Origin of the sequence: Neptunicella plasticusilytica (genome assembly GCF_047922965.1) — a bacterium.
GTDB lineage: Bacteria > Pseudomonadota > Gammaproteobacteria > Enterobacterales > Alteromonadaceae > Neptunicella > Neptunicella plasticusilytica.
Genome location: NZ_CP150481.1, coordinates 4,286,088 through 4,307,923, shown reverse-complemented (window position 1 = coordinate 4,307,923; position 21,836 = coordinate 4,286,088). Strand labels below are relative to the sequence as shown.

Sequence of the window (21,836 nt, the reverse complement as noted above, 5' to 3'; positions counted from 1 at the left end):
ATGATTTCTTTGGCAGACAGAATTAAAAAACACAAAGCAGGTAAAGGTGGCGGGATCTATTCCGTTTGTTCAGCCAACCAACTAGTGCTGAAAGCAGCCATGCTGCATGCGAAACAAAACCATGAGCAACTCCTGATTGAATCTACCTCCAATCAGGTAAATCAGGACGGCGGCTATACCAGTATGATTCCAGCGGATTTTCGTGAATATGTACATAAACTGGCACATGACACCGGATTTCCGCTACAGCAGCTGATTTTTGGTGGTGATCATTTAGGCCCCAATTGTTGGCAGCACCTCAGTGCTGAAGAGGCGATGGCGAAATCAGATGTGCTGATCGCTGAGTATGTCAAAGCCGGATACAGCAAAATTCATCTCGATTGTTCCATGTCCTGTGCAGACGATCCAGTTCCTTTATCTGATCATCAGGTCGCTATGCGTGCCGCCAGATTGTGCAAAATAGCGGAACAAGCCAGTATTCAGGCAAAGTTGCCACCGCCTGTTTACGTCATCGGCACTGAAGTCCCGGTTCCGGGGGGAAGTAACGACGATGAAGAAGTATTACAGGTCACTGCGGTGGATGCTGCAGCGCAGACCCTGGCTATTCATAAAGAAGCTTTTACCAAAGCGCAGTTAATTGAAGTATGGCCGCGCATTATCGGCCTGGTAGTGCAGCCGGGGGTTGAGTTTGGTGCGCACTCTATCCATCACTATCAAGCCGATAAGGCTCAGGCATTAAGCAAAATGCTGGATACCGAAGCGGATATGGTTTTTGAAGCCCATTCTACCGATTATCAGAGCGCCGAAAATCTGCAGCAACTGGTACAGGATCATTTTGCCATTCTTAAAGTCGGACCCTGGCTTACCTTTGCCATGCGTGAGGCGATTTTTGCTCTGGCTGCTATTGAGCAGGTTTTGTGTAACGCCGATGTATGTAGCGATATCCAGAACATATTGCTGGATTGTATGCAAAAAAGTCCCGGTCATTGGCAAAAATATTATTCACAGCAGCAACATCAGCAGAAAATTGACTGTCTGTTCAGCCTTAGTGACCGTATCCGTTACTACTGGCTGGAACAACCGGTTCAGCAAGCTCTTGCCATATTGTTTGAAAACCTGACCAAACAAGCTATTCCGTTGACATTAGTCAGTCAATTTTTTCCTGAACAATTTGATGCTGTGAATCAGGGGGAATTGCAGCCAACACCTGATGCCCTTGTTATCGCAAAAGTCAGGTTGGTGCTGCAAAAGTATTCGCAGGCATGTCAATGAAATTAAATGAAACAAAAAATGAATTAATCATGTGGTATTAACAGCCAATGCATCACGCCGTTGCCTGTAGCAATGTTTACTGTTGTTACAGAGCAACCCAGGTGCGATAAAGCATACAGCCAGATATCTATTGGTTTAGTCTAAGAGTGAAAGTAATGACTAAAGTTTTATTTAGCAAAGTTTCAATTGCATCGCTTTAGCTTAAAGAACTACAATTCCTTACACATTAAAGATTAAATGAAATTCAAGGGAATAACGTGCGCGATACCAGTCATCGACGAGATAGAATTGCCACCATGCTCAGGGACAAAGGCAGTGTCCAAGTGAATGATCTGATACAGATGTTTGCTGTATCAGGAGTGACCATACGCAAGGATCTGCAATTCCTGGAAAAACAGGGAATTGCCACCAGAGCCTATGGTGGTGCCATGTTGTCGATGAGCAATGTATTTGCAATAGAATCGCCCTTTGAACGAAAAAAAGATATCAATACCTCTGCCAAAATTAACATAGGTAAAATTGCATCAGATCTAGTACATAGTGGTGATTCAATCATCCTGGACGCCGGTTCAACTACATTGCAGGTTGCAGCTAATCTGTCAGAAAAAGAAGACCTTACGGTAGTCACCAATTGCCACAACATCATTACAGAGCTGACCCCCTATAAACAGATTGAAGTGATTTCATTGGGGGGCACCCTGCGCCGCAAAAGTAATTCTTTTTACGGCAAAAGTGCAGAACACGCCCTACAAAGGCTGCATGTAGATAAGTTGTTTCTTGGGGTGGATGGATTTCATATGGAGCGGGGGATCACCACACATTTTGAAGCGGAAGCCGAGTTAAACCGTGTAATGTGTTCCATTTCCAGCGAAGTGATAGTGGTTACCGACTCTTCCAAATTCGGCAATATCTGCCTGCATAAAATTCTCGAACCTAAGAATGTCACCAAAGTGGTTACCGACAATGCTATACAGCCAGAATATCTCGAAGGCTTAAAAAAACTGGGTATTGAAACCATAGTTGTGTAGTTGACGGCGCCTAGGCTTAATCTGACTCCGATATTGCTGTGGCTATCCCGAGCGTCTTTATGCGCGAGGCGTTCTGATATAGCCTTTGTACATGAATTATCTTGCTCATCTATTTCTGGCCCAGCCTAACCCTGATTCCCATACGGGTAACCTGTTGGGGGATTTTTGTCGTGGGATCGATACAACGGTATTTTCTGACAGAATACTGGCCGGCCTTCGCAACCATCGTATGGTCGATAAATATACCGACACCCACCCAGTGATCAGGCAAGCCAAACAGCAATTTAGACACTCGCAGCGCCGCTTTGCCGGTATTGCGCTGGACGTTCTGTTCGATCATTACCTGATTGTGCATTGGTCTGAATACAGTCAAACGGATTTTGATCAATTCTGTCAGCAAGCCTATGCCAAGCTGGCGCAGCGTTTAGCCATTATGCCACCTCGTATGCAGCAAGTGATCGGTAGTATGGTTGAACATCAATGGCTCAGCCAGTATCAAAGTCTGGATGGCGTGGCCCGGGCATTAGACGCTATTGCCAAGCGTATCCGTTTTACCAACCAGTTTGCTGGCAGCATCAAGGATATCGAACAAAACTATATTGAATTCGAGCAATGTTTTAATCAGTTCTTTCCGACGCTGATTCAACATGTAGATCAATATGGGCCGGAGTAAGTCTGAAACGATTCACCCTTGTACATTAATAGGAACTGGATATCGTTATACGGGGTTTTTGCCCTTGACTTGGATATCCGTTAATTTTACACGCGTACTTTCTTTAGACACCTAAAGAATATATTGTCCTTAAGCGAAATTTCATTTCTTTTTTAACAACGATACTGCTACACATTTGCTGCATATTTCAAAAAAATCTTTTAGAAGAAGATAATCAGGCTTCATTCCTTTATAAATGGTGCACCTGAGAAGATTACAAAATACATCCCTGTATTTTGCCCTACGGGCCGCACTAAAGTGCGTTCAAATTTGTCGAACCTGCAGAGGTTCTACCCACCCGGAATACTAAAAAGCAAAAAGCCGACTAAAGAGCTGTCGGCTTATTACTTGTTGGCGCACCCGAGAGGATTCGAACCTCTGACCTCTGCCTCCGGAGGGCAGCGCTCTATCCAGCTGAGCTACGGGTGCTTAAATTGTTAACGCGTTTTTATTACGTCCATGTAGTTTGGTTCCAGCTCAACATCCGTTGTTTCGCGTTCACCACTGAATTTGCTGCGCGCTCTCGCAAATTCCGGGCGGGGTTCACCCAGCTGAGCTACGGGTGCTTAAATTGTTAACGCGTTTTTATTACGTCCATGTAGTTTGGTTCCAGCTCAACATCCGTTGTTTCGCGTTCACCACTGAATTTGCTGCGTGCTCTCGCAAATTCCGGGCGTGGTTCACCCAACTGAGCTACGGGTGCTTAAATTGTTTCAGGGGCTAGCCCTGAGCGGCGCATATGATACGCAGACAGGCATGTAGCTTCAACTTATTTATAAGTTTGTAAATAAATTAATGATTTAGCCCTAGTTTTTGTGCGGTGATTAAAGACGAAAGTCTTGTAGGGCATTAATTAGTCGTTATAATCGTAGCTCTTTAGTCTCGATCTAGTTGATAATTGACGATAAAAGTCCGTTATTGGGGAAGCGTTGTGAAATTGAATTTAAAAGCATTATTAGTCGTGTTGATGAGCTTGGTAGTTTTTGTTAGCCAAGCAACAGATATGTCCAAAGAAGAAATAAAACAAAGAATCAAACCGGTAGGCCAAGTCACCGTAGCCGGTGCGGTTGAAGAAACGGCAGCCAGTTCAGGCCCGCGTTCCGGTGAAGATGTGTTTAAGGCTTCTTGTTTCGCTTGTCATGGCACCGGTGCAATGGGAGCGCCCAAGAAAGGAGACGCTGGGGCTTGGGAACCGAGGATTGAACAAGGTGAAGACGTGTTAATCAAGCACGCACTTTCCGGATATAATGCCATGCCTCCCAAGGGCACTTGTGGCGATTGTTCGGAAGATGAAATTAAAGCGGCAATTGAATATATGATCGAAGGGCTTTAATTTATTGAACCGCCGTTAGAAAAGACTGACATTTGTTGGTCTTTTCTTGTTCATCATTGTATGCTTTTACGTCGTCAAATTGTCTAATTTACAGCGAGTAGAAGGCGCTGAGGTTCCATGACGGAAGAAAGTCAAGCCAATGAGTTATCTGTTAAGGAGTTACGGGAACTTGTTCCCCAACTACAGCAGTTAACTGATAAATATAAACGCGCTGAATTGATTCAAAAGGCGCTGTTTGATATTTCTGAATTAGCCAGTTCAGTTAATGAGCTGTCGCATCTATACCCTGCAGTACATAAAATTGTTGCTGGCTTTATGACCGCCAGAAATTTCTTCGTTGCATTACATGACAGTGCAGCGGAAACCGTTGATTTTGTTTACATTGTTGACGAGTTTGACGAACTTACCTTACCCACCATTCCTGCTGCGGAAATGAAAAAAAGTCTTACCGCGCATATTTTCCGTACCGGCACCCATTTGTTTCTGACCAAAGAAAACGTCGACGAGCAGTTAAAGGGGGTCGATGTTGATGAAATCGGCGCTGATCCGGTTGACTGGATCGGGATCCCGTTAAAACGTGACGAGCAGGTGATTGGTGCCTTGGTGGTGCAAAGTTACGATGAATCTGAGCGTTATACCGAACAGGATTTGGAAGTTTTGCTGTTTGTTTCGCAACATATCGTCAATGCACTGGATCGGGTAAAAAGCCGCGAGTTGACTGAACAAACGATTATTGAGCGCACCCAGCAATTACAGGCGATTAACCAGGATCTGGAAGAAGAAATATCGGAGCGCCAAAAAGTGGAGGCGCTGCAACAGGCATTGTTTGAAATCTCTGAACTATCGGCATCTGTCGATGGCGAAATGACCAATTTTTACGTTAACTTGCATGATGTGTTATCCCGTCTAATCAGCGCTCCCAACTGTTATATTGCCACTCTGGATAAAGAGCGCAACACTCTTAATTTCCCTTATTTTAGTGACGAGTTTACGTCTACCATCGAACCTCGACCGGTAGGGCGTGGATTGACAGAATATGTCTTGCGTAACGGGCAAGCTGCTCTTATTGATAAATCCAAAGTAAAAGCCTTGGCTGATGCTGGTGAACTGGACAAGCGTATTCCGGAGAATATGGCACAAACGTCGAATTCCTGGTTGGGCTCTCCGCTAGTGGTCGAAGGCGAAATCTACGGAGTGATTGCAGTACAAACCTATGATGAAGATTCACCTTATAGCCTAAGGGATCTTGAGTTACTCAAGTTTGTTTCTCATCATATTGCGGTAGCGATGGAACGTAAGCGCGCTGCTGACAGTATCAAAAAATACAATCAGCAATTGGCCGAAAAAGTTCAGGAACGTACTACAGAGCTGAACTTGACCAACGAAACTCTTAAAAAACAGATTGAAGAACGTAAAAAAATCGAGCTGAAACTGATCCATGATGCTCATCATGATGCACTAACCGGTTTGCCGAATCGGGTCATGTTCACCAATCGATTGGAACTGGCGGTGGCCAACAAGCAACGCCATAAGGATCAAAACTTTGCGGTATTGTTTATTGATTTGGATCGCTTTAAGCAGATAAACGATACGATTGGCCACTATGCCGGGGATATGTTCCTGATTGAGGTTGCCAAGCGGATCAGTAAATGTATTCGCGGTCATGATTTATTGGCCCGTTTGGGCGGTGATGAATTTGTTATCCTGCTGGACACCTTTGAATCAGTCGAAGACGCTGAAGATGTTGCCACGCGTATTATTAATTCGTTGGCAAAAGTCTTTGTGCTGGAAGACAAGGAAATGTATTCCGGTGCCAGTATCGGCATTGCCATGATGGAAAGCTGGTATCAGACGGCTGATGAAGTGATCCGCGATGCAGATGCCGCGATGTATCAATCCAAATCGATGGGGCGAGGACGCTACGCTTTGTTCAACAAAAGTATGCGCGACAAATTGCTGGAAGAACTCGAACTGGAAAGCGAGTTTCGTCGTACCTTACGCGAATCTGCTTTTGAATGCTTTTTTCAACCCGCGCTTAATCTGGAAACCAAAGAATTTTTGTATTTCGAAGCTTATATCCGTTGGGAACATCCCCGCCTGGGCAAAATTCAGCGCGAACAGTTTTGTCAGGTCGCTGAGGAGAGTGGTCTAACCCTGGAATTGGACAATTTTCTGGTGGAGCAGGCTTGTACCCTGTTGCGTCAGTGGCAATATTCAGACGGCCCGGAAAAACGTTACAGAATTGCGATTAATGTGTCGGTTAACCAGCTGATGCAGCCTAAACTGGTGAATTCCTTGCTGGATAAAATTCGTGCCACCGGGATCAACCCCTACCATCTGGTTTTTGAATTTGACGAAAATGCCCTTAATCGCCGTTCCCAGCATATTCTGCCCGCCTTGACCAAGTTGAAAAAGGCCGGTATTCAGTTGGTGCTGGATAACTTTGGCAGTGGTCTGGCGTCACTGAGTTATCTTTATTCTTTCCCGCTCGATTACGTCAAGATTGATCACCGTTACGTCCGATCCATTCCACGTTCACAGAAAAACCTGAAAATGATCCAGTCGGTATTGAATATTGGTGAGCATCTGGATTTCAAGGTGATTGCAGAAGGTATCGAAACAGCTCAACAGCATCGTGAACTTGTCAGTATTGGTTGTTTGTATGGGCAGGGTGCATTTGTCCAAAAAGCCCAGAAGTTAGTGGTGAGATCAGATAAAACCAGTATTGAATAAACAGCCTCTAGGGTTTACCCAGCATATCGCGCAAATTGGCAATACCCATTTCACTTTTGCGTTGCCGCTCCTGGGGATCGGCTTTGACTTTTTTGTCTTGCCACACCACATCATCAAAGGGCAGTTCATCCAGAAAGCGACTGTGTTCAGGGCGGATAATTTCGCCATACTGTCTGCGTTCACGGGCCAGGGTAAAAAACAGTTCTTTTTGTGCGCGGGTAATACCTACGTAAGCTAGTCGTCGCTCTTCATCGATATTGTCTTCATCGATGCTGGATTGGTGCGGTAATAAGCCTTCTTCCATACCCACCATAAACACATAGGAAAATTCCAGTCCTTTGGAGGCATGAAAGGTCATCAGTTGTACCTGATCAGCCTCTTCTTCGTCTTCACCCCTTTCCATCATATCGCGCAAAATAAGACGGTTAACCACTTCCTGCAGTGTCATGGGGGGATCCAGCTCATTGCCTTCGAGCATATCGCTGATCCAGCCAAACAGGGTACTGATATTAGCCATGCCCATTTCTGCTGCTTTAGGACTGGTGCTGGACTCGTACAAGTATTCTTCGTAATGCATGGATTTAATCATATCGCGAATCACTGCCACACCATCACCGCGCACGGCATTGTCGGCCAGTTCCACCAACCAGCGACTAAATTGCTCTATCGCCACCAAAGGTTTACCGCTAATGGCATCTTGTAATCGGGGATGGCAGGCTGCTTCGAATAAACTGATTTTTAACTGGTTGGCAAAATTACCCAACTTCTCCAGACTAGTACGGCCAATCCCTCGCGTTGGGGTATTGATTACTCTCAACAGCGCATTGTCATCATCCTGATTCACCAGCAAGCGCAAATAAGCCATGATGTCCTTGATTTCGGCGCGACCGAAGAAGGACATACCACCGCTGATTTTATAAGGGATCTTATTGGTGGTCAGCACTTTTTCAAACAGTCGGGACTGGTGATTACCGCGGTACAAGATCGCATAGTCTTTATGCGAGGTGCGGTTCATAAATTTATGTGCCATCAGTTCTGCGACAACCTGCTGAGCTTCATCATCTTCATTTTTGGTGGGGATGACTTTGAGGGTTTCGCCTTGTCCCAAAGTGGAAAACAGTTTTTTGTCGAACACATGGGGGTTGTTCTGAATAAGGATATTGGCGCAATGCAAAATTCGCTCGGAGGAGCGGTAGTTCTGTTCCAGCTTAATCACTTTCAAACTGGGAAAATCTTTCTGTAGTAGCACCAGGTTTTGCGGACGCGCACCGCGCCAGGAGTAGATAGACTGATCGTCATCACCTACTACGGTAAAATGGCGACGCTCCCCTACCAGTAGACGCACCAGTTCGTATTGGCTGGTGTTAGTATCCTGATACTCGTCGACTAACAGATACTTGATGCGCATGTTCCACTTTTGGCGTACCGCTTCGTTGGTTTTCAGCAATAAAGTGGGTAACAGGATCAGATCGTCAAAATCCAATGCGTTATAGGCACGCAAATGATTCTGGTATTGCTGGTAAAAGCCGGCAAACTCCACTTCGCCCGGTGATAATTGCATATGACTGAGTTGTTCAGGGGTTTTAAGATCGTTTTTCCAGTTGGAAATACAGCTTTGCAGCAAGGACAGTTGTTCCTTGTCGCCGTCGAGTAAATCCATAGTCAGATCTTTGAGCAGACTCAGACTGTCTTTATCATCAAAAAGTGAGAACCCGGGTTTTATCCCTAATTGTTTGACCTCGGATTTGATAATTTTTAGACCCAGGGTATGGAATGTGGATACTTTCAGTCCCCGGGCTTCTTTTTTACCCAGAGTTTGCCCCACCCGTTCTTTCATCTCTCGAGCGGCTTTGTTGGTAAAAGTCACCGCAGCAATATAACGGGCCGGCATATTACATTCGCGCACCAGATATGCAATTTTATTGGTGATCACCCGGGTTTTTCCGCTACCGGCTCCGGCCAATACCAGACAAGGGCCGGAAATATAAGTGACTGCCTCGTTTTGTGCCGGATTGAGCTTCATTTGTATACCTTGGATGACGGGGCGGGGATTGTAAAAAATTATCGCTGTTTATACCAGACAAGTGTTGTATATATGGGGCGCTCTACCATCAAGGTAGCGGTAAAAAACGGGTGTTCGCTTTGCTGAATTATCCGTTACAATAAAGCAAAGCAGCCAGACAAACAGACTATTGGAATCTGATTTATGATTAATCCACAAAAACTGGAAGAAATTGCCAAACAAATTACCGATGCCGTGCCTCCGGGAATCAAAAATATGGCTGAAGGTGCTGAATCAAAAGTAAAACAGGTGCTTCAACATCAGCTTAGCCGTCTGGATTTCGTCAGTCGCGAAGAATTTGATGTTCAAAGTCAGGTGTTAATTCGTACCCGGGAAAAACTGGTGGAACTAGAGGCGCGTCTGGCTGAACTGGAAAAACAGGACTAAGCTCTAACTGCAATTGCTCATCTTGTATCTTCGGATACGTTGCATCACCTGGGTAGCTCAATCAGCTTTCTTGGCATGTGATGGATTAGCTTAGGAGTAAAGGGTGACAGAAAAGTACGACCCTAGCGAAGTCGCCGCAATACTTGCCCACGGTTATAGGCGTAACAGACTACTTCAGGCGCTGCTAGTCTCCCGGGTCATTATAATAATCGTTATTCTACATCGCATGTATTTTGGCCAATGGGCCGAAATACCTGTTTTGCTGCTGTTATTTCTGAGCATTTTTGTTATTTCCCGAAAAGCCAAAACAGGTGATATCGATACAGTCGCCGCGGCTTTTATGTGGTCTGTTACCTTAGCCCTTACTTACCTGATCTGGTGCAATCAGGGGTTACGTGACGAAGCGTTGATTGCGTTTCCGGGCATTCTGATTTTCGCGGTTATCCTGGGATCACAACGGTTATTCAAAGCTTTGCTGGCATTTATCGTTGCCAATATTCTGGCTATTGGCTATGTCAATACAGCCGGAATCTATTTACATCAGGCGCTGCCATCTGATTTTGGTGCGGCGATCCTGATCTGCATTTTACTCTTGCTGACAACCTACTGTGTCTGGTTGTTATCCAATGACTTACGTACTGCGCTAAAACGTGTTTCTGAAGAAAATAAGCGGGTAGTCGAGTCAGAGCAGCAGATTCATACTCTGTTGCACCATGATGTATTGACCAACTTGCCCAACCGCAGTCTGGCCAAGGAGAGGTTTAAACAAGCACTTTCCAGGGCGAACCGTAACCAAAAACTCGCCAGTCTGCTGTTTATTGATTTAGATAATTTCAAACATGTTAATGATTCATTAGGGCATCAGGTAGGCGATGCGCTGTTAGTGGGTATTTCCCAACGTTTAGTTGAGCTGTTGCGTGACTGCGATACGATCTCTCGACTCGGTGGTGACGAATTTCTGGTGATTGTCGAAGATCTGGATAATCACCAGCAGTTAGAAAAGTTGGCTGACAAAATTCTTAACAATATTATTTTGCCAGTAAAAGTGCAGGGTAACGACCTGAGTGTCACCTGCTCAATCGGTATTGCGGTTATTCCGGAGCAGGGTGACGACTTTGACTCGTTGTGCGGCAAGGCCGATCTGGCTATGTACGCGGCTAAGTTCAAAGGAAAGAACAATTATTTGTTCTATGAAGATAAAATGGGACAGGATGCTCAGTCAGATATCAGTTTGATTGCCGACTTGCGTGTTGCGGTCAGTAACAACGAACTCTGGTTGGCTTATCAACCCAAAATTGATCTGGCTAATGGTAAGGTAATTGGCGCAGAAGCGTTACTGCGTTGGAATCATCCGCGTTACGGGCTGTTGATGCCCAATCACTTTATTCATCTGGCTGAGATGTCTGGCTGCATTATCGAGATAGGAAAATGGGTGATCCAGCAGGCCTGTCAACAATGTAAACAATGGCATCAGCGCGGGTTTGGCGGACTGACAGTGGCTGTGAATGTCTCGCCGTTACAGTTTAAACGAGGTGACCTGACAGATGTTGTGTTACAGGCATTGCAACAGCATGAACTCGAAGGCCACTGCCTTGAGCTGGAATTGACCGAATCGCTGTTTCTGGAACATAGTACGCCGATGATTGATTGCCTCACCCGGCTGGGTCAGTCGGGTGTGCACTTTTCTATTGATGATTTTGGCACAGGTTATTCCAACCTCGGTTACCTTAAAAATCTGCAGATAGGCACATTAAAAATTGATATGTCATTTGTGCAACTGATGTTGACCAGCCATCAGGAAAAAACCATCGTCACTACTATTATCCAAATGGCAGCCAATCTGGGTCTCAAATCTATTGCCGAGGGCGTTGATTCAACCGCCATCGCATCATCCTTACATAAATCCGGGTGCGATTTCGCCCAAGGCTATTTGTGGTCAAAACCGCTACCCGAAGATGAGTTTATTCAATACTTGCAGAGCCAATCAAGTTAACTTAGACCGTTAATATCCGACAAGAAAAACTTGTAAGCCGGATTATCGGTCTGTTCATTAAAATGGTAGCCCAGTTGCTGTAGATGCTGATTAAAGTCGGCTTGTGAATCAGCCGGAATATCAAACCCTACCAGAACCAGGCCATCTGCAGCGCCGTGATTACGATAATGGAACAAGGTGATATTCCAGCGCTCACCCAAGGTATCCAGAAACTTCATTAGCGCACCGGGGTGTTCCGGAAACTGGAATGAATAGATATGTTCATTGGCAAGACCTATCGGGCGACCACCAACCATGTAACGCACATGCAGTTTGGCCATCTCGTTGTCAGACAAATCAAACAACTTGTAGTCATGCTGTTCGAGGTTGTTGCAGATATGCGCGAATTCCTGTTTGCCCTGACGCAATCTTAATCCGACAAAGACATGAGCTTCTTCCGGCCGGGCGTAGCGGTAATTGAATTCGGTAATAGCCCGTCCGCCCAGCAGTTGGCAAAACTGACGGAATGCACCTTTATGTTCAGGCAAACGGGTAGCAAATACAGCTTCTTTCTGTTCACCCAGTTCGCAGCGTTCAGAGACGTAACGCAGGGTATGGAAGTTGATATTAGCACCACATAAAATACCGCCGATATTTTTGTTTTGTATCTCGGGATGTTGTTTGACATATTTACGGATGGCCGCAACCGACAAGGCACCAGCCGGTTCGGCAATTACCCGGGTATCATCAAAAATATCCTTGATGGCGGCACAGATTTCATCGCTGTTGACGGTTACTACTTCATCAACAAACTGCTGACATAAACGAAATGGCTCGGCGCCGACAATTTTAACTGCCACTCCGTCGGCAAAAATACCGACAGAGGGTAGCTCGACGGGATGACCGGCTTCGAATGCGGCCTGTAAACAGGCGGATTCGTCGGATTCTACCGCGATAATTTTGAGATCCGGCTTTAGTTGCTTAAGAAACACCGAAATGCCGGCAATCAGACCACCGCCACCAACTGCCACAAACAATATTTCCAGATCCGGATTTTGTTCCAGCATTTCCCGTGCAATGGTGCCTTGTCCGGCAATCACATCGGGATTGTCAAACGGCGGGATCATGGTGTAGCCGTGCTGTTCGGCCAGCTCTCTGGCATGCAGACTGGCGCTATCAAAATTGGTACCGTGTAATACGACATTTACGTACTCACCACCAAAGTTACGTACCGCTTCAATTTTGATTTCCGGCGTGGTTTCCGGCATCACTATAATGGCCTGAATACCCTTTTTTTTGGCGGAATAGGCCACCCCTTGGGCATGATTACCCGCTGATGCAGCAATCACCCCGGCATCAAGCTGGCGTTGAGACAACTGACACAGGCGATTATAAGCGCCGCGTAGTTTAAAGGATTTAACCGGCTGCTGATCTTCACGTTTCAGATAAACCGGATTGTTCAGCTCGGCCGATAATTTGTCCAGCTTAACCAAATCGGTTTTTACTGCCGCCTCGTAGACGGGCGACAATAATATTTTATGTAAGTACTCACTGTTGCTTACAGTCAATTTAAATCTCCGATTCAATCTTCAAATAAGGTTTTGTCACGCACCGCACCCAAATCGGCGCTGGTGGCCATCATCGCGTAGGCTTTCAACGCGACAGACACTTCCCTGACACGCTCTTTTGGCTTCCAGGGTTTGTCACTGTTATTCATTTTGTCACGACGACTGGCCAGCTCGGCATCCGAGATTTGGAGCTGAATGCTACGGTTAGGAATATCGATGGCAATTAAATCCCCTTCTTCAACCAACGCAATCGCACCACCGCTGGCAGCCTCGGGTGAACAATGTCCAATGGATAAACCCGAGGTTCCGCCTGAGAAGCGGCCATCAGTCAGCAACGCGCAGGATTTGCCCAAACCTTTGGATTTAAGATAGGAAGTCGGATACAACATTTCCTGCATGCCGGGCCCACCTTTAGGACCTTCGTAACGAATCACCACCACGTCACCGGCAACAATTTTATCATTTAAAATCGCCGCTACTGCTTCATCCTGACTCTCGAAGATACGTGCCGGTCCGGTAAATTTAAGGATAGACTCATCCACGCCAGCGGTTTTTACGATACAACCATTCTCAGCTAAATTCCCTGATAGGACTGCTAAACCACCTTCTGTACTGAACGCATGCTCTAAACTGCGGATACAGCCTTTTTCACGATCTGTATCGGCGGTGGGGTAACGGCAATTCTGGCTAAATGCCTGGGTGGTGCGGATCCCGGCGGGGCCGGCTTTATAAAAAGTGGTTGCCGAATGATTGTCAGGATCCATGATATCCCAATCAGCGATCACCTCGCCGATCGTTTTACCCAGAATATGCGGATTGTCGGGATTAAACAGCTTGGCTCGGTTCAGCTCGGCTAAAATACCCAATACCCCACCGGCACGATGTACGTCTTCCATATGATATTCAGGCGTGGACGGGGCGACTTTACATAGTTGCGGGACTTTACGGGACAACTGATCAATATCTTCCAGAACGAAGTCTACTTCACCTTCCTGAGCGGCCGCTAGCAAATGCAAAATAGTGTTGGTCGAGCCACCCATGGCAATATCCAGACTCATGGCATTTTCAAAAGCCGTACGATTGGCGATATTGCGCGGCAACGCCGTTTCGTCGTTTTGTTGGTAATAGCGCTGGCACAATTCGACCACCAGACTACCTGCACGTTTAAACAGATTCTCGCGATCCGCATGGGTTGCCAGCATTGAGCCGTTGCCCGGCAATGACAAGCCCAGAGCTTCGGTTAAACAGTTCATCGAATTGGCGGTAAACATGCCGGAACAGGAACCACAGGTAGGACAGGCGGAACGTTCAATTTTATCGCTATCGCTGTCTGATACTTTATCGTCAGCGGCTGCCACCATGGCATCGACAAGATCCAGTTTGATAATTTGATCGGATAATTTGGTTTTTCCTGCTTCCATTGGCCCGCCCGATACAAATACCACGGGGATATTCAGGCGTAGGGCGGCCATCAGCATGCCCGGAGTGATTTTATCGCAATTGGAAATACAAACCAGTGCATCGGCACAATGGGCGTTGACCATATATTCCACCGCATCGGCGATCAGTTCACGGGAAGGTAAACTGTAAAGCATACCGCTGTGCCCCATCGCGATGCCGTCATCTACCGCGATGGTATTGAATTCTTTGGCAACGCCTCCGGCTTCCTCGACGCTGCGCGCAACCAACTGGCCCATATCTTTTAAATGCACATGGCCCGGCACGAATTGGGTAAAAGAGTTAGCGATGGCTACTATCGGTTTACCGAAATCACCGTCTTTCATACCAGTTGCCCGCCAAAGGGCCCTAGCTCCCGCCATATTTCGGCCTTGAGTAGATGTTGCTGAACGTAATTTGGGCATTGTCTATATCCTGTCAGTCGTTTCTGTGTCTTTACTTAACTAAAATCTACTGGCGATAGCCAGTTCCATTGATCTTCGGTACTGCCATCAAACAATCCGAAGAACAGTTTTTGTACTTGTTCGGTAATGGGACCGCGGCTGCCATTTCCTACCTTGATACCGTCCACACTGCGCACCGGTGTTACTTCGGCCGCGGTGCCACACATCAGTATTTCATCTGCCAGATACAGCGATTCTCTGGGAATATTTTCTTCCCGCACTCTATACCCCAGTTGTTTAAACAAGGTTATCAGCGTGTCGCGGGTAATGCCGGGCAGAATAGCCGCGGTACAAGGTGTGGTCGAGACCACGCCATCGCGAATCACAAATAAATTTTCTCCGGCACCTTCGCTGACAAAACCGTTTATATCCAGCGCTATGCCCTCAGCATAGCCGTGACGTCTGGCTTCCATCGATATAAGTTGTGATGAAAGATAATTGCCGCCCGCTTTGGCACCGGTTGGAATGGTATTGGCGGCCAGCCTGCTCCAGGAGGACACACAAGCATCAACCCCTTCGTGAAGTCCTTCTTCCCCTAAAAACGAACCCCACTCAAATGCGGCAATGGCCAACTCCGTTTCTTGCCCGAACGGCACCCGGATACCTACGCCGATATCACCGTAAAAAGCGATAGGTCTAATGTAGGCCGACTCCAGGTTATTGGCTTTTATACAATCTTTAATTGCCTGATTAATCTGCTCTTGTGTGTAGGGAATGGTCATCCGGTACACCTTGGCGGAATCCTGCAATCTGCGCGTATGCTCATTTAAACGGAATACGCAGGTACCTTTATGCGGCGTGTGGTAGGCACGTACCCCTTCAAATACCGAAGAACCATAATGAATGGCATGCGTCATGACATGCACGGTGGCATTTTGCCAGGGCATTATTTCACCGTTAAACCAGATAAATTCAGCTGTTTTATTCGTCATCATCGTTCCTTTTCGGTCTTTGTCTAGAAGCGGTTCATCTACGTCTATGCTGGCGACCAAGCCCAATAATACAACCAATTAGGCTGAGCCGTTAGGACGTGTTTGTATTTCATATGCACAAAACAAAAACCCCCGGGTTGTTAATCCGGGGGTTTAGTGTCAGCTCGCTTTTATCGACTCAACCAAAATCCCCGGTTTGATGAATAATCACCACCACGTCCACAGAGATTGAAATTGAAATCATGTTATTGTTCATAATAGCTCCGACAAGCAATGCCTATAGAGTTATCATGCGGAGCCTAATCAGATCAAGCAAATCCTGCATAAAATTGTTATAAAGCTGCATAAGTTAAGATTAAACGGTTGAAATAATGAACGAATGGTTACATTGGGTGGATATCTTGGGGGTGGCGGTGTTTGCTATTTCCGGTACCTTGATGGCGCATAAAAAGCATATGGACGGCTTTGGTGTAGTGGTGCTGGCTTCAGTGACGGCAATAGGAGGCGGCACTACACGGGATTTGATTCTGGATGTGCCGGTGTTTTGGGTGCAGGATAACAGTTATTTATATTCAATTCTGATCGCGGCATTTTTTACCATCATCTGGGTACGCAATAACGACAAATTCCCGTTGCGTTTTTTACTGTTAGCCGATGCAATCGGTTTGGCCTTTTTCAATATCATGGGCGTCCAGAAAGCCTTGAGTCTGGGTGTGACGCCACTTGTCGCCGTAGTGATGGGCACCATGACAGGAGTATTTGGTGGCCTGATTCGGGATGTAATGTGCCGCGAAATTCCCCTGGTACTCAAAGGTGAACTCTATGCCACTACCTGTGTTGTGGGTGGTTCATTGTGTTGTTTTGCCTGGTATCTGGGGCTCGCCGCTGAATACTGTATGGTGATCGGTGGCATTACTACATTAACAATGCGTATTATGGCCATGCGTTGGCACTGGAGCTTGCCGGTATTTAATCAACCCGAATAGTTAATCCGGTACGGGATAAGATAAACGCCCTAGATAGAACTAGAAATGTAACTCAAGGCTAAACTGGATAAAGTCATCCTGGCGGATCATGTAACCGTAATCTTGTGGCTGATTACTGCTAAATAACCACAGATCCAGATTAGCTGTCCAGTTGGCGTTAACACGGGTTTTGGCTTCAATCAGCAAGCTGCGGCTGTCACTAAATTCCAAATCCTGGGCGATCCCGGCCAAAATTTCACTGCCATCCACATCGTTAAAGGCCAGTCGAGTGCCGATAAACAAGTCTTTCTGTGCCATACTGGCCAGTTCGCCCCGGCTGTCGTACTGGAATTCCATCAACCATCCCACATCAATGGCCGACTCATTAACACCGTAAAAGGTGTATTCAAAACCAAAATCGGCAGCATAATAATTGTCAATCAAGTTTCCTTCGCGGCGAATGGCTTCCAGTTTCCAGATCCAGCTGCCGTTAATATATAAGGTTTCCAGGCCGAGCTGATTAATTTGCGGGTAAAACGGCACGAGCTCCGGGGCTCCGGATGAATCGAGTTGTTGGCGCAGTATTGGTTCTCTGGAAGTGCCACTAAAAGCCGAAACCGCCATTTCCCAGTCTCCCAGCATATGATTCCAGCGCAACGCGTAATCGATGTGATGTTGTTCATCATCTGATTCGTAAAAGGCGACATCGGTATTGACCGGAAGCGGGCCCCGCAGGCGCCCTTGCCACCAAGGGTAGGTTCGCTCCCGAAAATAGGGCAGCACGAAAAAATCCAGTGTGCCCCAGTCATGTAATGTTGAAAGGTGCACCATCGGCTGGCCGAGTTTATCTTCGCCATCGGGTGCTTCGACCCAATCTGTCTGGTTGACAATATCCACCAGATGCTGGGTTTCGGTAACACCCCAGAATACTCTGTCGATGCCAAGATGTATTTCCCAATCATCACCGACATGCAAGTATTTCAGTTCGCGAACATCAAAATGGCTGCGTTGCGGATCTTCGCTGTCTTTGCGATAAAAAGGACTGAAGCTGACGGCGTCGTATTCATCATTCCAGGGCAGGTAAAAATCCAGTTGGGCCACCCCCGACCACTGCTGGTCGATTTGTTTGTTGTAGGCAGCAGATTGCGGGAAATAACGAAATTCGGCCGCTAAAAAGCCATCAATAACCAGATTGGCTGAATCGTTTATAACCGGGTCATTGGCAATGGCGTCTTGGCTAGCTCGAAGGGTAGTCCCTTTACTGGATTGTCTGCTCTTTTGTATCGCCGACCTGTTTTTGTCTATTGTGGAATCAGGTGCCTGGGCCGCAGCGGTTAAAACAAGTGGGGCAGCAGCGATATGACGACTCTCTGTTACTATCGGTTTGGCCGGGGGCAGCAGATTGTCCAGATTATCAGGAATAGTCAATTGGGTATCGGCTTTTAAGCTAGTGAGCTGTTTATTATAGAAGGCATGTGGATTACGTGCATAAATTGCACGCATCATTTGCGCCATCGGGATTTTAGTATCCGGTCGATAGCGGTAGGCAATGCTCCACAGCGTATCACCAGCATTCACTTTAACCTGAATCGGTAAGTCTTGTTTGCTCGGCGACGTTTCAGCACTTTTGCTGGAAAATGACATTGCCGCCACCGGTAACATCATAAGCATGAACTTCTTTTTCAACACTTAAATACTACTCACTACTCAATTAAAGGTTAATTTTGCGATTATCTGGCGCGTTTCAGGCTGTTTTTATTAAAATCGTTATCGTCCAGACCGGTATTAAACTTGATATCGTTTATCACCAGTCGGGTACTCTTGCCGGTTAAATGATTGACCACATCCAGTTGCAACGGACGCCAGTATTTACCCAAGTACTGCTTATACTCTGACATGGTCATGGTTTTGAGCAACTGGTCACGGCGACGATCATAAAATTCACTTTTCAGTACCCGATATTCCTGCTTGTCGATCCAGCTGACAATCTTGGCGTAACCGGAGAATTTGTCGGTAGGAACGCTCTGCACCACAAAACAGTCCTGACCATTGAGTGTTTCATCACGTAAATAAGTAAACTTGTATTTGCCCAGTTCGAAGGAACTCATATCTTCATAGGCAAATTCACTGCTCATAAATGCGCCATCTTTATTATTCGACGAGATACGTTTCACCCTTTTGATGGCTGGCAGATATAGCCATTGTTCATCGGGCTCGTTAATATGCGAAAAGGTCAAAAAGGCGGTGCCTTTTACATCGGCAGGCTGTTCAAAAATTGTCAGGCTCTTGTCGCCGTCTCCCTCCATCTCCAGTGCCTTGGTACGAATACTGCGAACATTTTCTTCGCCCTGAGCATCGCGCAAAATCATCTGGATATCTGATTCGCTGCTGCCCCAACCCTTGTCGCGTGCTTTTCGTTCGGTAGAGATAGCCAAACCTTTATCTTCGGCAGCTTTATCGTCGGCACTTTGCGCTGCAGCCAACTGGTTCAGAGATAGCAATGCAATAATGACTGCGGCAATAGTCGAACAAAACTTAGGCTTCATGGGCTCCTCCAGTGTAATTACGTTTATCCAGCAGTATTAAAAACAAGGGTAAGAATAGAAAGTCGACCGCTAAAGCCAACAGGATAATAACGGCGGTTAATAACCCCAGATAGCTATTTAAGGTAAAGGCTGACAACGACAAAATCATAAATCCGACAAACAGCACTAATGTGGTGATCCACAACGCCCGACCCACACTTGAAAACGCATAGCGAACCGCGCCTTCCGGATCTTTACCCTGTTTGCGGGCATATTGATATTTACTCAAAAAATGCACGGTATCGTCAACCACAATCCCCAAACACATGGAGGTGACGACTGATAATGCCAGATTGATATTGCCGTTATACAATGCCCACAGCCCAAAGCCGATACCAGCCGGTGCCAGATTGGGAATAAGGCTTATTAACCCCAGGCGAATATCCTTTAACGCTAGCATTAACAAACCGGAAATCAGAATAACTGCGACAGTGGTACCCAGGATCATGCTCGCCATATTCCGCTCGCCAATATGACCGAACATCAAGGGCACGCTGGCCACCGAGACATCAATATTCGGGCTGTTTTGCGCCATCCAGTTTCTGATCCGGTTTTCCAGTTCTACCAGTTCATGACTACCTAAGCTTTGTACCGTTAGTGTGAGCCGCAGCGCCGATTTGTCGATATTCAATTGGTTATTCAAATCGAGTCCGTAAGGCAACGACATTTCATACATCAACAAATATTGTGCGGATAAGTCTTGTTCCTTCGGCAAGACATACCAGTCCTGGCTGTCGCCATGCATATTCTTGTTCAAACGTTTAAAGGTATCGGTTAGCGTGAAAAGGTGATCGACTTCGGGTTGGGTGCGTAACCAGTCGGATAAACGCTGTACCTGTTGTAAAAACTGTGGATCGTTGACGCCACTGGCATGACCGGTATCCAAAGCAATATCAATGGTGGTAAAGCCGGAAAGGTTATCTTGCAGAAAATCACTGTCCTGACGGAATGTCAGCGAGGTATCAAAATATTCGATAGCCACATCGTTGATCGAATTTAGCGGCACCAATGCGGTACCTAATACAATCAACAGCGACATGGCAGGTAACAGTTTGTTTTTGTGCTTGATAACCCAATTAGCCAGCTTTTCCATGGCACCATTATGATCTTCGGCAAAAGGGGTAACCTTGATTGGTAATATCCGCAGTAGCGCCGGAAAAATAGTGATAGAAAAAATCCAGGCAAATAACACCCCGATGGCGACGATATTACCCAGGTCTTGTAATGGCGGTACATCGGAAAAATTAAAGGTTAAAAAACCGATGGCTGTGGTGGCACTGGTGATAAACACTGGCTTCATATTCAGGTTTAAACTGTGTGCAATCGCCTGTTGCTTGTTCTCACCATGGCGCATGGCAAATAACATCGATGAGGCAATATGCACGCAATCGGCAACCGCGAGCGTCATCACGATAATTGGTGCGTTAATTGTGGCCGTTGACAGGTATAATCCCATCCAGCCTGCTATACCAAGGGTTGCTACATTACTGACAATTATCACTAACAGGGTACCGAAAGTCGCTGATAGCGAGCGTAATAATATCGCCAGCATTAGAATAATGGCTAAAAACATCGCCGGCACCAGCGTTGCGGCATCTTTTTGCGATTCTTCATAAAAGCCGTTGTTCATCATCACAATGCCGATAAGATGATATTGCACATCGGGATATTGCTGTTGAAACTGGTTAACCAAATCGCGGGTAAAAGACACAATTTCTGCCACTTCGGCTGTTTGATCATGTTTATCCGGTAATTGCACGCTGATATTGACCAGCGCCACATGGCCGGATGCGGAAACCAGTTTTTTTAATAGCAGTGGCTCATGGGTGGCAATCTGCTTGATGTGGGCAATTTTCTCGTCGGTCAAATCTGCCGGATCAAGCAATAAAGGTTCGACCAGCAAATCATCCTCTTCTGCTTCAGTATGCTGGTAATTGCTAATCGAATCGACCCGACTGGAATAGGGAATTTTCCAAGCATCTTCGGTTAAGTTCCATAGTAAATCGAGGTGCTGGCGGGTAAATACATTGCCGTCTTGTGGTGCGATCAAAATGCCAATATTGTCATTCTTGTTGAAGGTTTTCTGCATCTGCTCGAATTCAGCCAGTTCAGGATTATCCTGGCCAAAAAAGACTTTGTAATCACCGCGGAAATACAGATTTTTAGCGCCAAAGCCGGTAACCACAACAACTACCATTGTTAGCAGGATAACCAGCCAGGCCCGGTGCAAAATCGATTCTTTCAAGAACTTACTCATTCAACGACAATCCCTGCAGTGAATATTGATGATGACCCGGCGAGTATAGACGGCTACTACCGGATATAGGGTATAAGAAGTGGTTATTGCGTATACAAGATTAGTTTATCCTGATTTTAGGGTCAATAA

General features: G+C 46.3%; 15 protein-coding genes and 1 tRNA gene. 8 read left to right on the top strand and 8 right to left on the bottom strand.

The features are described from left to right. The 3 genes from V1467_RS19440 (at position 1) to V1467_RS19430 (ending at position 2,973) form a co-directional block, all read left to right on the top strand. Complete coding sequence (locus V1467_RS19440; protein WP_416306639.1) at positions 1-1,272, top strand: D-tagatose-bisphosphate aldolase, class II, non-catalytic subunit; 1,272 nt, start codon at positions 1-3, stop codon at positions 1,270-1,272. Positions 1,273-1,529: 257 nt separating this feature from the next. Beyond that, positions 1,530-2,300, top strand: a complete 771-nt coding sequence (gene agaR / locus V1467_RS19435) for a transcriptional repressor AgaR (protein WP_416306638.1) — start codon at positions 1,530-1,532, stop codon at positions 2,298-2,300. A gap of 91 nt (positions 2,301-2,391) precedes the next feature. Further along, positions 2,392-2,973 (top strand): ACP phosphodiesterase, encoded by a 582-nt coding sequence (locus V1467_RS19430; RefSeq protein ID WP_416306637.1) that lies wholly within the window; start codon positions 2,392-2,394, stop codon positions 2,971-2,973. A gap of 391 nt (positions 2,974-3,364) precedes the next feature. Here the strand turns inward: V1467_RS19430 and V1467_RS19425 are convergent. Next, positions 3,365-3,441, bottom strand: a tRNA-Arg gene (locus V1467_RS19425). A 508-nt stretch (positions 3,442-3,949) separates the two neighbouring features. On the opposite strand from V1467_RS19425, the gene V1467_RS19420 reads away from it, so the two are divergent. Together V1467_RS19420 and V1467_RS19415 are read left to right on the top strand one after the other, a co-directional pair. After that, on the top strand, positions 3,950-4,345 hold the full coding sequence (locus V1467_RS19420; protein ID WP_416308729.1) for a c-type cytochrome: 396 nt from the start codon (positions 3,950-3,952) through the stop codon (positions 4,343-4,345). 117 nt (positions 4,346-4,462) lie between these two features. Further along, positions 4,463-7,078 (top strand): EAL domain-containing protein, encoded by a 2,616-nt coding sequence (locus V1467_RS19415; protein ID WP_416306636.1) that lies wholly within the window; start codon positions 4,463-4,465, stop codon positions 7,076-7,078. 7 nt (positions 7,079-7,085) lie between these two features. On the opposite strand, the gene rep is transcribed toward V1467_RS19415, so the two are convergent. After that, entirely contained in the window at positions 7,086-9,101 is a 2,016-nt protein-coding gene (gene rep / locus V1467_RS19410; RefSeq protein WP_416306635.1) for a DNA helicase Rep, read from the bottom strand. Between the two features lie 183 nt (positions 9,102-9,284). Between rep and ubiK the strand changes: the two genes are divergently transcribed. Both ubiK and V1467_RS19400 read left to right on the top strand, forming a co-directional pair. After that, a complete protein-coding gene (gene ubiK / locus V1467_RS19405; RefSeq protein ID WP_416306634.1) occupies positions 9,285-9,527 on the top strand; it encodes a ubiquinone biosynthesis accessory factor UbiK in 243 nt (80 codons plus the stop codon). A 103-nt stretch (positions 9,528-9,630) separates the two neighbouring features. Next, the gene (locus V1467_RS19400; protein WP_416306633.1) at positions 9,631-11,520 is read left to right on the top strand and encodes a putative bifunctional diguanylate cyclase/phosphodiesterase; all 1,890 of its coding nucleotides are present in this window, start codon (positions 9,631-9,633) and stop codon (positions 11,518-11,520) included. Here V1467_RS19400 and ilvA read toward each other — a convergent pair. Genes ilvA through V1467_RS19385 form a run of 3 tightly spaced genes read right to left on the bottom strand, consistent with a single transcriptional unit; the run spans position 11,517 to position 15,900 of the window. Next, positions 11,517-13,067 carry a threonine ammonia-lyase, biosynthetic gene (ilvA, locus tag V1467_RS19395; RefSeq protein ID WP_416306632.1) on the bottom strand — a complete coding sequence of 517 codons (1,551 nt, stop codon included), beginning with the start codon at positions 13,065-13,067 and terminating at the stop codon, positions 11,517-11,519. The genes V1467_RS19400 and ilvA overlap by 4 nt on opposite strands. Before the next feature lie 14 nt (positions 13,068-13,081). After that, the gene (gene ilvD / locus V1467_RS19390; RefSeq protein WP_416306631.1) at positions 13,082-14,929 is read right to left on the bottom strand and encodes a dihydroxy-acid dehydratase; all 1,848 of its coding nucleotides are present in this window, start codon (positions 14,927-14,929) and stop codon (positions 13,082-13,084) included. Positions 14,930-14,964: 35 nt separating this feature from the next. Then, complete coding sequence (locus tag V1467_RS19385; protein WP_416306630.1) at positions 14,965-15,900, bottom strand: branched-chain amino acid transaminase; 936 nt, start codon at positions 15,898-15,900, stop codon at positions 14,965-14,967. A 371-nt stretch (positions 15,901-16,271) separates the two neighbouring features. Between V1467_RS19385 and V1467_RS19380 the strand changes: the two genes are divergently transcribed. Beyond that, positions 16,272-16,886 (top strand): trimeric intracellular cation channel family protein, encoded by a 615-nt coding sequence (locus V1467_RS19380; RefSeq protein WP_416306629.1) that lies wholly within the window; start codon positions 16,272-16,274, stop codon positions 16,884-16,886. Positions 16,887-16,925: 39 nt separating this feature from the next. On the opposite strand, the gene V1467_RS19375 is transcribed toward V1467_RS19380, so the two are convergent. The 3 genes from V1467_RS19375 to V1467_RS19365 are packed head-to-tail and all read right to left on the bottom strand — an operon-like array spanning position 16,926 to position 21,707. Then, entirely contained in the window at positions 16,926-18,536 is a 1,611-nt protein-coding gene (locus V1467_RS19375; RefSeq protein WP_416306628.1) for a FimV/HubP family polar landmark protein, read from the bottom strand. A 59-nt stretch (positions 18,537-18,595) separates the two neighbouring features. Further along, complete coding sequence (locus V1467_RS19370; RefSeq protein ID WP_416306627.1) at positions 18,596-19,411, bottom strand: outer membrane lipoprotein-sorting protein; 816 nt, start codon at positions 19,409-19,411, stop codon at positions 18,596-18,598. Further along, positions 19,401-21,707 carry an efflux RND transporter permease subunit gene (locus tag V1467_RS19365; protein ID WP_416306626.1) on the bottom strand — a complete coding sequence of 769 codons (2,307 nt, stop codon included), beginning with the start codon at positions 21,705-21,707 and terminating at the stop codon, positions 19,401-19,403. The genes V1467_RS19370 and V1467_RS19365 overlap by 11 nt, the downstream gene beginning before the upstream one ends. Between the last annotated feature and the right edge of the window lie 129 nt (positions 21,708-21,836).

Excerpts from the sequence above, each read along its gene's own strand:
- V1467_RS19370 (WP_416306627.1), bottom strand. The coding sequence starts at position 19,411 with ATGAAGCCTAAGTTTTGTTCGACTATTGCCGCAGTCATTATTGCATTG.
- rep (WP_416306635.1), bottom strand. The coding sequence starts at position 9,101 with ATGAAGCTCAATCCGGCACAAAACGAGGCAGTCACTTATATTTCCGGC.
- V1467_RS19430 (WP_416306637.1), top strand. The coding sequence starts at position 2,392 with ATGAATTATCTTGCTCATCTATTTCTGGCCCAGCCTAACCCTGATTCC.
- V1467_RS19440 (WP_416306639.1), top strand. The coding sequence starts at position 1 with ATGATTTCTTTGGCAGACAGAATTAAAAAACACAAAGCAGGTAAAGGT.
- V1467_RS19380 (WP_416306629.1), top strand. The coding sequence starts at position 16,272 with ATGAACGAATGGTTACATTGGGTGGATATCTTGGGGGTGGCGGTGTTT.
- V1467_RS19375 (WP_416306628.1), bottom strand. The coding sequence starts at position 18,536 with ATGCTTATGATGTTACCGGTGGCGGCAATGTCATTTTCCAGCAAAAGT.
- ilvD (WP_416306631.1), bottom strand. The coding sequence starts at position 14,929 with ATGCCCAAATTACGTTCAGCAACATCTACTCAAGGCCGAAATATGGCG.
- V1467_RS19385 (WP_416306630.1), bottom strand. The coding sequence starts at position 15,900 with ATGACGAATAAAACAGCTGAATTTATCTGGTTTAACGGTGAAATAATG.
- V1467_RS19415 (WP_416306636.1), top strand. The coding sequence starts at position 4,463 with ATGACGGAAGAAAGTCAAGCCAATGAGTTATCTGTTAAGGAGTTACGG.
- V1467_RS19365 (WP_416306626.1), bottom strand. The coding sequence starts at position 21,707 with ATGAGTAAGTTCTTGAAAGAATCGATTTTGCACCGGGCCTGGCTGGTT.
- ubiK (WP_416306634.1), top strand. The coding sequence starts at position 9,285 with ATGATTAATCCACAAAAACTGGAAGAAATTGCCAAACAAATTACCGAT.